14 protein-coding genes are annotated in these 13,640 nt (G+C 69.3%); 2 read left to right on the top strand and 12 right to left on the bottom strand.

Annotated elements, in window-relative coordinates; genetic code table 11:
- Nucleotides 1-4: 4 nt before the first annotated feature.
- The 6 genes from ABD927_RS19850 to rpsU form a co-directional block, all read right to left on the bottom strand.
- On the bottom strand, nucleotides 5-658 hold the full coding sequence (locus ABD927_RS19850) for an amino acid ABC transporter permease (protein WP_345251589.1): 654 nt from the start codon (nucleotides 656-658) through the stop codon (nucleotides 5-7).
- A gap of 31 nt (nucleotides 659-689) precedes the next feature.
- Nucleotides 690-1,436: a transporter substrate-binding domain-containing protein gene (locus ABD927_RS19845; protein WP_345251588.1), complete on the bottom strand. Its 747-nt coding sequence runs from the start codon at nucleotides 1,434-1,436 to the stop codon at nucleotides 690-692.
- 195 nt (nucleotides 1,437-1,631) lie between these two features.
- Nucleotides 1,632-3,953: an RNA polymerase sigma factor RpoD gene (gene rpoD / locus ABD927_RS19840; RefSeq protein WP_345251587.1), complete on the bottom strand. Its 2,322-nt coding sequence runs from the start codon at nucleotides 3,951-3,953 to the stop codon at nucleotides 1,632-1,634.
- Between the two features lie 195 nt (nucleotides 3,954-4,148).
- A complete protein-coding gene (gene dnaG, locus ABD927_RS19835; RefSeq protein WP_345251586.1) occupies nucleotides 4,149-6,140 on the bottom strand; it encodes a DNA primase in 1,992 nt (663 codons plus the stop codon).
- Nucleotides 6,141-6,191: 51 nt separating this feature from the next.
- Complete coding sequence (locus tag ABD927_RS19830; RefSeq protein ID WP_345251585.1) at nucleotides 6,192-6,653, bottom strand: GatB/YqeY domain-containing protein; 462 nt, start codon at nucleotides 6,651-6,653, stop codon at nucleotides 6,192-6,194.
- Between the two features lie 137 nt (nucleotides 6,654-6,790).
- On the bottom strand, nucleotides 6,791-7,003 hold the full coding sequence (gene rpsU / locus ABD927_RS19825) for a 30S ribosomal protein S21 (RefSeq protein WP_087782307.1): 213 nt from the start codon (nucleotides 7,001-7,003) through the stop codon (nucleotides 6,791-6,793).
- A gap of 147 nt (nucleotides 7,004-7,150) precedes the next feature.
- Between rpsU and tsaD the strand changes: the two genes are divergently transcribed.
- Nucleotides 7,151-8,185 carry a tRNA (adenosine(37)-N6)-threonylcarbamoyltransferase complex transferase subunit TsaD gene (gene tsaD, locus ABD927_RS19820; protein ID WP_345251584.1) on the top strand — a complete coding sequence of 345 codons (1,035 nt, stop codon included), beginning with the start codon at nucleotides 7,151-7,153 and terminating at the stop codon, nucleotides 8,183-8,185.
- 133 nt (nucleotides 8,186-8,318) lie between these two features.
- On the opposite strand, the gene plsY is transcribed toward tsaD, so the two are convergent.
- From plsY to ABD927_RS19800, 4 genes are all read right to left on the bottom strand, one after another.
- A complete protein-coding gene (gene plsY / locus ABD927_RS19815) occupies nucleotides 8,319-8,933 on the bottom strand; it encodes a glycerol-3-phosphate 1-O-acyltransferase PlsY (protein ID WP_345251583.1) in 615 nt (204 codons plus the stop codon).
- 128 nt (nucleotides 8,934-9,061) lie between these two features.
- Complete coding sequence (ybaK, locus tag ABD927_RS19810; RefSeq protein ID WP_345251582.1) at nucleotides 9,062-9,550, bottom strand: Cys-tRNA(Pro) deacylase; 489 nt, start codon at nucleotides 9,548-9,550, stop codon at nucleotides 9,062-9,064.
- A gap of 7 nt (nucleotides 9,551-9,557) precedes the next feature.
- A complete protein-coding gene (xerD, locus tag ABD927_RS19805; RefSeq protein WP_345251581.1) occupies nucleotides 9,558-10,466 on the bottom strand; it encodes a site-specific tyrosine recombinase XerD in 909 nt (302 codons plus the stop codon).
- Nucleotides 10,463-11,245 carry a TetR/AcrR family transcriptional regulator gene (locus ABD927_RS19800; RefSeq protein ID WP_345251580.1) on the bottom strand — a complete coding sequence of 261 codons (783 nt, stop codon included), beginning with the start codon at nucleotides 11,243-11,245 and terminating at the stop codon, nucleotides 10,463-10,465. Before ABD927_RS19800 ends, xerD begins: the two co-directional genes overlap by 4 nt.
- 147 nt (nucleotides 11,246-11,392) lie before the next feature.
- On the opposite strand from ABD927_RS19800, the gene ABD927_RS19795 reads away from it, so the two are divergent.
- Nucleotides 11,393-11,845, top strand: a complete 453-nt coding sequence (locus ABD927_RS19795; protein WP_345251579.1) for a DUF2214 family protein — start codon at nucleotides 11,393-11,395, stop codon at nucleotides 11,843-11,845.
- Between the two features lie 127 nt (nucleotides 11,846-11,972).
- Here ABD927_RS19795 and ABD927_RS19790 read toward each other — a convergent pair whose 3' ends face one another.
- Together ABD927_RS19790 and ABD927_RS19785 are read right to left on the bottom strand one after the other, a co-directional pair.
- On the bottom strand, nucleotides 11,973-12,611 hold the full coding sequence (locus ABD927_RS19790) for a tripartite tricarboxylate transporter substrate-binding protein (RefSeq protein WP_345251578.1): 639 nt from the start codon (nucleotides 12,609-12,611) through the stop codon (nucleotides 11,973-11,975).
- Nucleotides 12,612-12,645: 34 nt separating this feature from the next.
- Complete coding sequence (locus tag ABD927_RS19785) at nucleotides 12,646-13,635, bottom strand: tripartite tricarboxylate transporter substrate binding protein BugE (protein ID WP_425570315.1); 990 nt, start codon at nucleotides 13,633-13,635, stop codon at nucleotides 12,646-12,648.
- Between the last annotated feature and the right edge of the window lie 5 nt (nucleotides 13,636-13,640).

Here is a 13,640-nt window from a genome sequence, read left to right as displayed (position 1 = left end):
TTCCTCAGCGTCCGTCCAGGCCCGGCACGCGGCAGCGTTTTTCCAGCGACCAGACCGCCGTCACCAGCACTTTGTAGATGGCGAAATAGACCAGCGCCACGGCGAAATAGATTTCCACCCCGCGCAGGGTGACGGCCGACAGCGCCATCGCCTGCTTCATCACTTCGGAAATGCCCACCGTGTAGGCGAACGGCGAATACTTGAGCACCGTGGTGAATTCGTTGACCATGCCCGGCACGGCGAAGCGCAGCATCTGCGGCAGTTCGATGTAGCGCAGCGCCTGCAGCCGGCTCATGCCCATCGCCTCGGCCGCCACGATCTCGGCGGCGTCGACCGAGTCGAACGCGCCGCGGAACACTTCGGCCAGGTAGGCGCCGGCGATCAGCCCGAGGCTGAGCACCATCGCCGCCAGCGGCGGCACGCTCAGGCCGATGCCGGGCAGGCCGAAGAACACCAGGAACAGCAGGACCAGCACCGGGACGCCTCGGAACACATAGGTGAATACGCCGAGCGCCGCATCCAGCGGCCGCCAGCCCAGGCGCCGCAGCAGCGCGACGGCCAGCCCCACCGCGACGCCGGCGGCGCTGCAGGCGACGGTCACCAGGATGGTGTAGCCGGCGCCGCTTGCCAGCAGGCCGACGATCTGCGCGAAGCTCACCGGGCCATCCCCGCCGCCTGCCCCGCCCGCGTCAGTTCATCCACTTGTCGATGATGGCCTGCAGCCCCTGCTGGCCCAGTTCGTCGTTCAGGTAGTGGTCGAAATCGTCGCGCAGCGGCGAACCCTTGGGGAAGGCGAAGCCGAAGCGGTCGAAACCGGTAAACACGTAGCTGTCCTGGATCGGCAGCTTCTTGCGGTAGACCGAGGCGACCGTGCCGTCGAGGAAGGCCAGGTCGAGGTTGCCGTTCTGCAGGTCGGCCAGCACCTCGTTGTAGGAGGGATACATCTTGACCTGGCTGACCTGGTAGATGCCCTTGGGCTCCAGTTCCTTCTGGATGAAATCGGTATAGGCCATGCCGCGCGGATAGCCGATGCTGTATTTCTTCATCTCGGCCAGGTCGTCGAAGCGGATGTTGCGGCTCGTGAGGCTCACCAGGTTCCAGGTGTTCTCCATATAAGGCTTGGAGAAGTCCATCACCTGCTTGCGCTGGTCGGTAATGGAAATGCCGGAGAACGCCACGTCGGCCTGCTTGCTGACCACCGCGCCCAGCATGCCCTGCCAGTCGTAGGCGGTGATCTTGAGCGTGCAGCCGCGGGCCTTGCAATAGCCCTCGAAGATGTCCAGGTCCAGGCCCTTGGTCTGGCCGTTCTCTTCGTACAGATTGGGCGGCGACGCCGGCGACACCGCCACCTTGATCTCCTTGCCCCCGTCCTTGCCGGAACATGCCGCCACCAGCACGACCAGTACGGCGCTCAACAGCCTTGCGAGTCCACGCATACGATTTCCCCCTGAGACCTGAAATATTCCAAGCAAACCCGGCATTTTCACCCGATCCGCGGCAAAGCGGAATACCCGATCCATGGTATCAGGCCCCGTGCCCCGGCGGCGCAGCGCAAAGAAAAGGGGCCGGGACCCCTCATGCAGGAGTTCCGGCCCCGATGGGCACCGCGGCCTTGCGGCCCGGGCGCGATCTTACTGCCCTTCCAGGAAGCTCTTGAGCTTGTCGGCCCGGCTCGGGTGGCGCAGCTTGCGCAGCGCCTTGGCTTCGATCTGGCGGATGCGCTCGCGGGTCACGTCGAACTGCTTGCCCACTTCTTCCAGCGTCTGGTCGGTGCTCATCTCGATGCCGAAACGCATCCGCAGCACCTTGGCCTCGCGCGGCGTGAGCGAGTCCAGCACTTCCTTGACCACGTTGCGCATCGAACCGTGCAGCGCGGCGTCCGAAGGCGCCAGGGTCGCCGTGTCTTCGATGAAGTCGCCCAGGTGCGAATCGTCGTCGTCGCCGATCGGGGTTTCCATCGAGATCGGTTCCTTGGCGATCTTCAGGATCTTGCGGATCTTGTCTTCCGGCATGTCCATCTTCTGCGCCAGCGTGGCCGGATCGGGCTCGGCGCCGGTTTCCTGCAGGATCTGGCGGCTGATCCGGTTCATCTTGTTGATCGTTTCGATCATGTGCACCGGAATGCGGATGGTGCGCGCCTGATCGGCGATCGAGCGGGTGATGGCCTGCCGGATCCACCACGTCGCGTAGGTGGAGAACTTGTAGCCGCGCCGGTATTCGAACTTGTCCACCGCCTTCATCAGGCCGATGTTGCCTTCCTGGATCAAATCGAGGAACTGCAGCCCGCGGTTGGTGTACTTCTTGGCGATCGAAATCACCAGCCGCAGGTTGGCCTCCGTCATCTCGCGCTTGGCCTTGCGGGCCTTGGCCTCGCCGGTGGCCATCTGCTTGTTGACGTCTTTCAGGTCTTTCAGCGGCAGCACCACGCGGGCCTGCAGGTCGATCAGCTTCTGCTGCAGTTCCTGGATGGCCGGGATCTGGCGCGACAGCGTTTCGGAATAGTCGTGGCCGGCCTTCACCTCTTCCACCGCCCACTCGAGATTGGTCTCGTTGCCGGGGAAGGACTTGATGAAATGGGCGCGCGGCATGCCGGCGCGGTCGACGCAGGCCTGCATCACGGCGCGTTCCAGCTTGCGCACTTCTTCCACCTGGGCGCGCAGCGTGTCGGCCAGCCGCTCCACCATCTTGGCGGTGAAGCGGATGCCCATCAGCTCTTCCAGGATGGTTTCCTGCGCGGCCATGTAGGCGGACGACTTGTAGCCCTCGTGCTCGTAGGCATGGCGCATCTTCTCGAACCAGCGCTTGACGCTGTCGAACTTCTCGAGCGATTTCACGCGCAGCTCTTCGACCTGCTTGCTGCTCATGCCGCCGGCCGGCGATTCGTCGCCGTCCTCGTCGTCCTCGTCGGTAGAGGTCACGCCCGAGCCGGCGTATTCCTCGCCGTCGTTCGGGTCGATCAGGCCGTCGACGATCTCGTCGATCTGCGCCTCGGAAGCGCGCACGCGGTCGGCGTGGGCCAGGATCTCGTTGATGGTGGACGGACACGCCGATATCGCCATCACCATGTGCTTCAGGCCGTCTTCGATGCGCTTGGCGATTTCGATTTCGCCTTCGCGCGTGAGCAGCTCGACCGAGCCCATTTCGCGCATGTACATGCGTACCGGGTCGGTGGTGCGGCCGAAGTCGGAATCGACGGTGGACAGCGCGGCCTCCGCCTCTTCCTCGGCGTCGTCGTCGGACGAGGCCACCGGGGCGTTCTCGTTCAGCAGCAGCGTTTCGGCATCGGGCGCCTGGTCGTAGACCGAAATGCCCATGTCGTTGAACGTGCTGATGATGCCGTCGATGGCTTCGGCGTCGACCAGGTCGTCGGGAAGGTGGTCGTTGATCTCGCCGTAGGTCAGGTAGCCGCGGTCCTTGCCGAGCTTGATCAGCAATTTCAGGCGGTTGCGGCGCGCTTCGTATTCCTCGGCCGAGACCGGGCCGCGCGCGATCAGGTCTTTCGGATCGGCCTTGCCGCGCTTGCCGCGGCCCTTCGGGATCTTGATCTCGGGAATCGGCTCGGCGTCGCCATCGGCCACATCGTCGAAATCGGGGCCGCCCGAGCCGGCGGCGTCGCCGGCCGGCTTGGCGTCCTTCGGCGGACGGCCGGGGCGGCGGCCGGCGGGCTTGGCCAGCAGGTCGGCCAGCTTCTTCTCGGCGCTCTTCTTTTCGGCGGCGGTCAGCGCCTTGGCGGGCGCGACCTTGCCCGCGGCCTTGGCGGCCGTCTTGGCAGGGCGGGCCGCCGCCTTGGCGACCGGTTCGGCGGCGTCGCTGACGGCCGCGGCCCTGCGGGCGGGCTTGACCGTCACGGACGGCCCCGCTTCCCTGGCCAGGGCTGCCTTTTCCTTGGCCTTGTCTTGCCCTTCGGCTTTGGATTTGTTCACAGTCAGCGTTTTGCCAGTCGTTTTCGCCATGGTCGGTCAACCACTCCTATTGATTCGTTCGGCTCTGCGGTTCGACCCGCATCGAGCCCGCCGCTCGGGCGCCATCCCGCCGGCACTCGTACTGCCGTCCGGCAGCCATCGCCCGCGCCCCGGGGCCGCGCGCGTGCGCCACGCGGGCACGGCAAACGACGTGGGCAAAGCAGGAAAAGGTGACGGGATAACCTTCTATTCTACCACTCCGGGCCTTTTCAGAGCGGCCAATCTTGCGCTAAGGGCCTCATAACGTGCTTTTTGCTCGGGATCGCGCAGCCCCGAGGCCACAAGCGCGGCGGTTTCGTCGCGCACGATCTGGAATTCGATGCGCCGCAACGCGTCGCGCAATTCGCCGGCGGGATCCGGCAATTCCTCTTCATAGATGGTAGCGGTCGACGCCAGGACAAGGGGCTGGGCCAGCGGGCCACCCTCGGCCGCCTGCAGCAGCGCGCCGGCATGCCGGGCGCCGCTGCTGCGGACCAGTTCCACCAGGTCGCGCACGGGGCGGAAATCGCCGTGCTGCCCCAGCAACCGTTCGGCCTCGCCGTCGATGTGCTCGACCAGCGCGGGGTGCGCGAGCAGCAGCTGCAACAGGCGCGCCGCCAGCGGCACCACGACCGGCCGCGGTCCGGTGTAGGCCGGGGGGCCATCGTCGCGGCCGCGCTGCCAGCCCTTGCGGTCGAAGCGCCGGAATCCGTTGCGCCCGCCGCCGGCCCGCCCGGACGGGCCTGGGGCCCGGGGCTGGAACTGCGCGTCGTCGAATTCTTCATGGGGCACCTCTTCCCAGCGGCTGTCGTCCGCCGCTTCAGTGCCATTAGACTCTTGACGCGGGGCAACGGCAGAGGTTCCCCGGATTTGCGGCCCGGATTGCACCAGCGGCCCGCTGGGCACGTCCTGCAGCGGAATCAGCTGGCCTAGCTCTTCCGGCGTAAGCCTCGTGAGCTGCGCCAGCTCGCGCTGCACCTGCAGCCGCAGCGCGCCGGCCGGCATGGCCTGCAGCAGCGGGCGGGCGTCGTGCACGCAGCGTGCCCGCCCTTCGGCCTCGTCCATCGGATGGCGCGACGCCAGTTCCGACAGCATGAACTGCGACAGCGACTGGGCCTCGCGCAGCGCGGCGCGGAAGGCCTCGGCGCCGAATTCGCGCACGTAGGAGTCGGGGTCGTGCTCGGCCGGCAGGAACAGGAAGCGCAGCGATACATCGTCGCGCAGCAGCGGCAGGCAGGCCTCGAGCGCGCGCCACGCCGCGCGCCGGCCGGCCTTGTCGCCGTCGAAACTGAACACGACGTGGTCGCTGGCGCGCAGCAGCTTCTGCACGTGCACCGGCGTGGTCGCGGTGCCCAGCGTGGCCACCGCGCACTCCACGCCCAGCTGCGCCAGCGCCACCACGTCCATATAGCCTTCGACCACCACCACCATGCCGGCGCTGCGGATCGCCTGGCGCGCTTCCCACAGGCCGTACAGCTCGGTGCCCTTGGAGAAGATCGGCGTTTCCGGGGAATTCAGGTACTTGGGCTCGCCCGGGCCGATGATGCGGCCGCCGAAGCCGATCAGGTGCCCGCGCGCATTGCGGATCGGGAACATCACCCGCTCGCGGAAGCGGTCGTAGCGGCGGCCCTCGTCGTTGACGATCACCAGCCCGGCCTCGACCAGCAACTGGTCGTTGTAGTCCTCAACCGCCGCGGCCAGGCCCTGCCGCTCCGGACCGGCCCAGCCGAGCCCGAAGCGCGCCGCGATCTCGCCCGACAGCCCGCGCTTCTTCAGGTAGGCAATGGCGGCCGGCGCCGTGCGCAACTGCTGCCGGTACCACTTGTTGGCGGCCTCCAGCAGCTGGCCGTGGCGCGACACCACCGCCTCGCGCTGCGCCCGGGCGGCGCGCTGCTGCGGACTGCGTTCTTCCTCGGGCACCCGCATGCCGGCGTTGGCCGCCAGCGAACGCACCGCGTCCGGGAAACTCGCGCCCGTATGCTCCATCAGGAAGCGGATCGCAGTGCCATGCGCGCCGCAGCCGAAGCAGTGATAGAACTGCTTGGTAGGGCTGACGGTAAAAGACGGCGATTTCTCGTTATGGAACGGACACAGCCCAAGCAGATTGGCGCCGCCCTTGCGCAACTGCACGTACTGCCCCACTACGTCGACGATGTCGACGCGCGCCAGCAGATCCTGAATGAACGAATCCGGTATCACGCGGCTACCCGTGCCGCCCCGGGGGGGCGAGCGTAAGCGCGCAGGAGGCGGTCACTGCAATTTTGCCTTGATGAGGCGCGAGACCTCGGCCATGTCGGCGCGGCCGGCCAGGCGCGGCTTGACCAAGCCCATGATCTTGCCCATGGCGGCGCCGCCCGTCACGCCCTGGGCTGCGACTTCGGCCACCGCGGCGGCGATCACGGCATCGACTTCCTCGGGCGGCGCGGCCTGCGGCAGGAACTCCTGCAGCACCTGCATTTCGGCGCGTTCCTGCTCGGCCGACTCGGCCCGGCCGGCCTGCTCGAACGAGGCGATCGACTCGCGCCGCTGCTTGACCTGCTTTTCGATGATGGCGGTGATGTCGGCGTCGGACAGTTCGCGGCGTTCGTCGACTTCCTTCTGCTTGACGGCGGCCAGCAGCAGGCGCAGCGTGCCCAGCCGCTGGGCGGCCTTGGCGCGCATGGCGTTCTTGACTTCGTCGGAAAGGCGGGCTTTGAGGGTGTCGGCGCTCATGGAATGCCTTGCGGTGGAAAGCCTGTCGGCAAAATAATACGGGAAAATAAGCGCCAAAAGCCGCCAGGCGCGTGCCTTGGCGGCTATGACGGGAGAAACCTGCTGGATCTCGCAGCCGGCGGTGCCGGCGGCGGCGATCAGTACAGGCGCTTGGGCAGCTGCTGGCTGCGGATGCGCTTGTAGTGGCGCTTCACGGCGGCGGCATGCTTGCGCTTGCGCTCGGCCGTGGGTTTCTCGTAGAACTCGCGCGAGCGCAGTTCGGTCAGCAGGCCGGTCTTTTCAATCGTGCGCTTGAAACGACGCAGGGCGACCTCAAACGGCTCATTTTCTTTGACGCGAATCGTGGGCATGTGTAGCGATTGCCTAGGGGTTGATCAATCAGAGCCTGCCAATATAACAGATCCTGGCGCCGGTTGCCAAGCCCGGCCGGGCGCCGATGCTAAACTTGACGCTTTTGCCCACGGCCGCGCCTGCCGCCGGCTGCCTCCACTGCCTCCATGATCGTCCTCGGATTCGAAAGCTCCTGCGACGAAACCGGCGTCGCCGTCGCCAGCGCCGGGCGCGGGCTGCTGGCGCACGCGCTGCATTCGCAGATCGACATGCACCGGGAATACGGCGGCGTGGTGCCGGAACTGGCCTCGCGCGACCACATCCGGCGCATCCTGCCGCTGGCGCGCCAGGCGCTCGAAGGCGCCGGCCTGTCGCTGGCCGAGGTCGACGCCGTGGCCTATACCGCCGGGCCCGGGCTGGCCGGCGCGCTGCTGGTGGGCGCCAGCGTGGCCCAGGCCATCGCCTGGGCGCGCGACCTGCCCGCCATTCCCATCCATCACCTCGAAGGCCATCTGCTGTCGCCGCTGCTGGCCGAGCCGCGGCCCGCCTTTCCTTTCGTGGCGCTGCTGGTATCGGGCGGCCATACCCAGCTGATGCGGGTGGACGGCGTGGGCCGCTACGCGCTGCTGGGCGAAACGCTGGACGATGCCGCCGGCGAAGCCTTCGACAAGACCGCCAAGCTGCTGGGCCTGGGCTACCCGGGCGGGCCGGCGCTGGCCCGGCTGGCCGAAAGCGGCGACGCCGGCCGCTTCGACCTGCCCCGTCCCAAGCTGCACAGCCCCGACCTGGATTTCAGCTTCAGCGGCCTGAAAACCGCCGTGCTGACCCGCATGAAACAGATCGACGCCGCCGACGCCCAGGCCCGTGCCGACCTGGCCGCCGCCACCCAGGACGCCATCGTATCGGTGCTGGTGGCCAAGGCCGCCAAGGCGCTGGCGCAGACCGGCCTGCAGCGGCTGGTGGTGGCAGGCGGCGTAGGCGCCAACAGACTTCTACGCCGGCGGCTGGCCGCGGCGCTGGCCCCGCTGGGCGGCGCAGCCTTCTTTCCGCCGCTCGAACTGTGCACCGACAACGGCGCCATGATCGCCTTCGCCGCCGCCCTGCGCCTGCGCGCAGGCCTGGCCGACCCCTCGCTGCGGCGCGCCTCCTTCACCGTGCGGCCACGCTGGGACCTCGAACAGGCCGGCGACCCGGCCCGCTGAACCGCCGCCCACCCAGGGCACAGCGGATCCGGCTTTGCCGGTCCGCCAGTGCCGCCCCTCGAGGGGCGCGCGCACCACGTAGGGGGAAGCCTCCTCGTAGGGGGAGCCTCCTCCAGCGCGCAGGGGCGGGCCGTTACCTCCCCCCTATCCGGGTCTCCTTGCCCGCCAGCAGGCGCGCCATGTTGGCGCGATGCCGGTACAGCAGCAGCAGGCTCATCGCGGCGATCGCGGTGCCCAGCCGGGCGTCGGCATCCCATGCCAGGCCGTCGCCGAACATGTAGTACAGCGGCGCGAACACGGCCGCGACGATGGCCGCCAGCGACGAATACCGGAGGAACACCGCCACGATCAGCCAGGTGGCCGCGGCCGCCACGGCCAGCCACGGCTCGATCGCCAGCAGCACGCCGAGCGCGGTGGCCACGCCCTTGCCGCCCTTGAAGCGCAGGAACACCGGATACAGGTGGCCCAGGAACACGGCGATCGCGGCCAGCGCCACGGTGCCCTCGGCCACGTGCAGCGACGGCGCCAGGCGCTGCGCCAGCCAGACGGCGAACCAGCCCTTGGCGGCGTCGCCCAGCAGCGTGAGCAGCGCCGCCTTCTTGTTGCCGGAGCGCAGCACATTGGTCGCCCCCGGGTTGCCGGAGCCGTAGCTGCGCGGATCGCTCAGCCCGAACAGGCGGCTGACGATCACGGCGAAAGAGATCGAACCGATCAGGTAGGCGACGACGCCGGCGGCGATGGTGAACATGCGGGATGCGTTCCTTGCCGCGGACGCGGCGACCGAAAGTGGCTGCATTCTACCCAAGCGCGAGGGCAGGAAAACCATCGGGTCTTATACCCGTATCCGGGCCGCGGCCGGCGCGCCGCGGCGCCGGCTTACTCCAGCGCGGCCGACACCGGCACCGCCTTCAGCAGCCGGGTCAGTTCGCCCGGATCGATCCCCACCAGGTAGCCGCGCCGGCCGCCGTTGATCAGGATGCGGGGCAGTTCCAGCACGGTCGACTCCACGTACACCGGCATCGCCTTGCGGGTACCGAACGGCGAAGTGCCGCCCACCTGGTAGCCGGAATGCCGCTGCGCCACCTCGGGCTTGCACGGCGCGATCTTCTTGACGCCCGCCTGGCGCGCCAGGTTCTTGGTGGACACCTCGCGGTCGCCGTGCATCAGCACGACCAGCGGGCGGGCGGCCTCGTCTTCCATGATCAGCGTCTTGACCACGATGTGCTCGTCCACGCCAAGCTGGCGCGACGATTCGGCCGTGCCGCCGTGTTCGACGTAGTCGTAGGCATGTTCGGTGAATGCCACGCCGTGGCGGCGCAGCCACTGCGTGGCGGGCGTTTCGGAAACGTGTCGGGCTTTTGACATGGACGGCTCAGCCGCGCGGATGATGGCGGGCGTGCAGCAGTTTAAGCCGCTCGCGCGCGATGTGGGTGTAGATCTGCGTGGTCGAGATGTCGGCATGGCCGAGCAGCATCTGCACCACGCGCAGGTCGGCGCCGTGGTTGAGCAGGTGGGTGGCGAAGGCGTGCCGCAGCACGTGCGGCGACAGCGCGGCGCGGATGCCGGCCTGCAGCGCGTATTTCTTGACGATGAGCCAGAACGCCTGGCGCGTCATCGCCGCGCCGCGGCCGGTCACGAACAGCGCGTCGCTGATCCGGCCGGCCAGCAGGACGGGCCGGGACTGCGCCAGGTAGTCCTCGATCCAGTGCGCCGCCTCGGCGCCCAGCGGCACCAGGCGGTCCTTGCCGCCCTTGCCCATCACCACCCGCACCACGCCTTCGTTCAGGCCGACGTCGAGCGATTTGAGGCCGACCAGCTCCGACACCCGCAGCCCGGTGGCGTACAGCGTTTCGAGCATGGCGCGATCGCGCAGGCCCAGTTCGGTGACGACGTCGGGCGCGGCCAGCAGCGCCTCGACCTGGGCCTCGGACAGGCTCTTGGGCAGCCGCGGCGGCTGCTTGGCCGCACGCAGCGTCAGGCAGGGATCGGACCCGGCCCGGCCGTTGCGCAGCGCCCATTGGAAGTAGCGGCGCAGCGATGCCAGGCGCCGGTTGGCGGTGGTGGCCTTGCTCTGCGCATGGACGGCGGCGAACCAGGCCTCGATGTCGTGCGCCGCGGCCGCCGGCAGCGCCTTGTCGCGCGTCTTGCGCAGCCAGGCGTCGAAGCCGCGCAGGTCCTGGCGGTAGGCGGCCAGCGTGTTGGCGGACAGGCCGTCTTCGAGCCACAGGGCGTCGATGAACAGGCCGATCGACGGATCGGCCTCGTCGCGGCCGGCGCTCATGGCCGCCTCCTGGCCCGGGTGCCCGCCGGCTGCGACTCGTGCAGGCCGGCGCGGGACGGCCCGCCCCCTGGCTGCGCGGGCATGGCCGCCGCGCCGTCCGGGCGCAGCAGCGCGGTTTCCAGCAAGGCCAGCAGCCGGTCGCCGGCGGCCAGCGCGAACCGGCCGGGGGACTGCCGGCCGCGCCAGCCGTCCAGCCGTCCCTCCAGCAGCAGCGTGGCGAAGCCGTGCACGCCCGACCATGCCAGCATCATGCGGTCGTCGAATTCGCTGTCTTCGCAGTCCACGCCGCGCGCGGCCAGCGCCGCCTGCAGCGTCTCGGCCAGGTGGCCCGACGCGCGGGCGCCGGCGGCGGCCAGGTCCGGGTCGGACGCGTCGAGCCGGTCGTGCCGGAACATCAGCTGGAAGTGGGCGCGGTGCCTGATCGCGAAGTCGACGTAGGCCAGCCCGACCGCGCGCAGCTGCGCCTCGCCGGTGCCGGCCGCGCGCCCCCGGTGCTGGCGCATCAGTTCGGCCAGCCGCTCGAAGCCGAGCGTCGCGAAGGCCGTGAGCAGGCCGGCGGCATCGCCGAAGTGGTGGGCCGGCGCGGCGTGCGAGACGCCCGCCCGGCGCGCGCATTCGCGCAGCGTGAAGCCTTCCAGGCCCTGTTCTTCCAGGATCGACTGGGCGGCATCGAGCAAGGCCTGGCGCAGCGCGCCATGGTGGTAGGCATCGGCGGCGCGCCGCGCCGCGGGCGGGCTGGGCGCCACGGCCCGCCCGCGCCCTGGTGGGTTCGAGGTCATGCGCCGATCTTCTCGCAAGTATCTTTACGCCGTCAATTTCGACGCGCCCGGATGCGGGGGCGGCGTACGGCGCGGCGGATTGCTTCTTGACAGTGTAAACATCCGGCGCTATGTTCGGCCTGGTTGAATCTAGACATTGTCAAAACCATGTTCACCGATACCCTTCTTGCCTGGCTGCACCACCTCTGCCTGCTGGGCATGGCCGCCTGCCTGGCGGCGCAGGCGGCCTCGCTGGGGGGCCCCTGGGGCCAGGCCCGGCTGCGCCGGCTGGCGCGCATCGATGCGGGCTACGGCCTGCTGGCGATGGGCATCCTGGCCGTGGGCGCCGCGCGCGTCGCGTTCGGCGCCAAGCCCGCCGCGTTCTACCTCGACAACCCGGTGTTCTGGGCCAAGATCGCCGTATTCCTGCTGGTGGGCGCGCTGTCCGCCGGCCCCACGCGCGCCTTCATGCGGTGGCGCAGGCAGGCGCGGCAGCAGCCGGACTACCAGCCGCCGGCGGCCGAGCTCGCCACCGTCAGGCGGCTGGTGCGCTGGCAGGCGGCCGGCTGGGTGGCGCTGCCAGGGCTGGCGGCCGCCATGGCCCGCGGAATCGGAAGCTGAAGCTGACGGCCCACCCCTGGCGGCTTCGCCGCTCCCCCAAGGGGCGGCACTGGCGGACCGGCGGAGCCCGATCCGCCGTGCCCTGGATCGCGGCGGCAAGTGGTGGCGCCAGGGCCGGCGGGCAGGGCTATTCGAGGTGGAGGCCCTTGCGGGCCACGATTTCCTTTGCTTTCTTCAGCGCGGTTTCGATCTCGGCCTGGAACTGTTCCGGCGTATTGCCGACCGGCGTGGCGCCGTGCGCGGCCAGCGCATAGCGGACCTGCGGCTCGGCCAGCGCCTTGACGGCCGCCTCGCGCCGCCGGTCGACGATGGCCAGCTGGAACAGCGCGCCCATCAGGTGGTTGATGCTGCAGACGCCGGAGCTGGCGAAGGCGTATTCGCCGGGCCGCTGCCTGAGCAGTTCCATGAATTCGTACACGTCCTGCGCCGGCACCGAGGGATGGATGGCGAGCACGTTGGCGGCGCGCGCGAAATTGGTGGCCGGCCGGAAGTCTTTCAGCGGATCGTAGCCGGCCTGGGGATTGCAGGCCGGCACGGTGGCCATCGTCGAAACGGTGCCCACGCTCACCGTATAGCCGTCGGGCGCCGCGCGCGCCGCGGCGGCCGCGGCGGCTGCCGGGTTGTCGCGGTTCTCCACGATCATGGGCCGGCCCAGTTCGGCGCCCATGCGATCGCTCATCAGCCGCGCGATGATGTCGGTGGAGCCGCCGGCGGCGAACGGCGCGATGACGCGGATGGGCCTCGCGGGATAGGACTGCGCCTGCACCGCCGGCGGGGTGGCGGCTGCTCGCGGGGCGGCGCTACTCGAGCTTGAGCCCTTGCTTGGCCGCCACCTCGCGGGCCTGCTTCAGTTCGGCCGCGATCTCGGCGCCGAACGCCTCGGGCGAATTGCCCACCGGCGCCGCGCCCTGCTTGGCCAGGGTGTCACGCACCTGCGGGTCGGCCAGCACCTTCGCCGCCACGGCATTGAGCTTGTCGACGATGGGGCGCGGCGTGCCGGCCGGCGCCAGCAGGCCGTACCAGGCCGGGTTGTTCATCAGCGGCAGTCCGACCTCGGCAAAGGTCGGCACGTTGGGCAGCCCCTGGACGCGCTCCTTCCACGCCACCGCCAGCGCGCGCAGGCGGCCGGCCTGGATGTTGGGCATCGAAGACGGCAGGTTGTCGAACAGGATCTCCACCTGGCCGGCCACCACGTCGGCGATGGCCGGGCCCGAGCCGCGGTACGGAATGTGGACGATCTTGCCGCCGGTGCCGACCTGGAACAGTTCGCCCAGGAAGTGGTTGATGCTGCACGGGCCCGAGCTGGCGAACGAATACTTGCCGGGGCTCTTCTTGACCAGTTCCAGGAACGAGGCGAAGTCCTGCGCGGGCAGCTTGGGATTGACCGCCAGGACGTTGGCCGTATGGGCGAAGTTGGTGACCGGCTGGAAGTCCTTGATCGGGTCGTAGCCGAGCCCCTGCTGCTTGCAGGCGGGCACGATCGCCATGGTGGACACCGTGGCGATGCTGAGCGTGTAGCCGTCGGGCGCGGCGCGCGCGGCCTCGGCGGCGCCGATCGCGCCGCCCCCGCCGCCGCGGTTCTCGATCACCATCGGCTGGCCGAGCTCGCGGCCCATCCGGTCTCCCATCAGGCGCGCGATGATGTCGGTCGACCCGCCGGGCGCGAACGGCACGATGACGTGGATCGGCTTGCTCGGATACGACGATTGCGCCCGCGCGGCGGGCACGGCGGAGAGCATGGCGGCGGAGGCGGCGAGCGACGCCAGCGCGGCGACTGTTGTACTTTTCATGAATT

The sequence above is a fragment of the Pigmentiphaga soli genome, from assembly GCF_039541095.1.
GTDB lineage: Bacteria > Pseudomonadota > Gammaproteobacteria > Burkholderiales > Burkholderiaceae_B > Pigmentiphaga > Pigmentiphaga soli.
The sequence above is the reverse complement of the archived record's forward strand: the minus strand, read 5'-3'. Positions and strand labels throughout refer to the sequence as shown.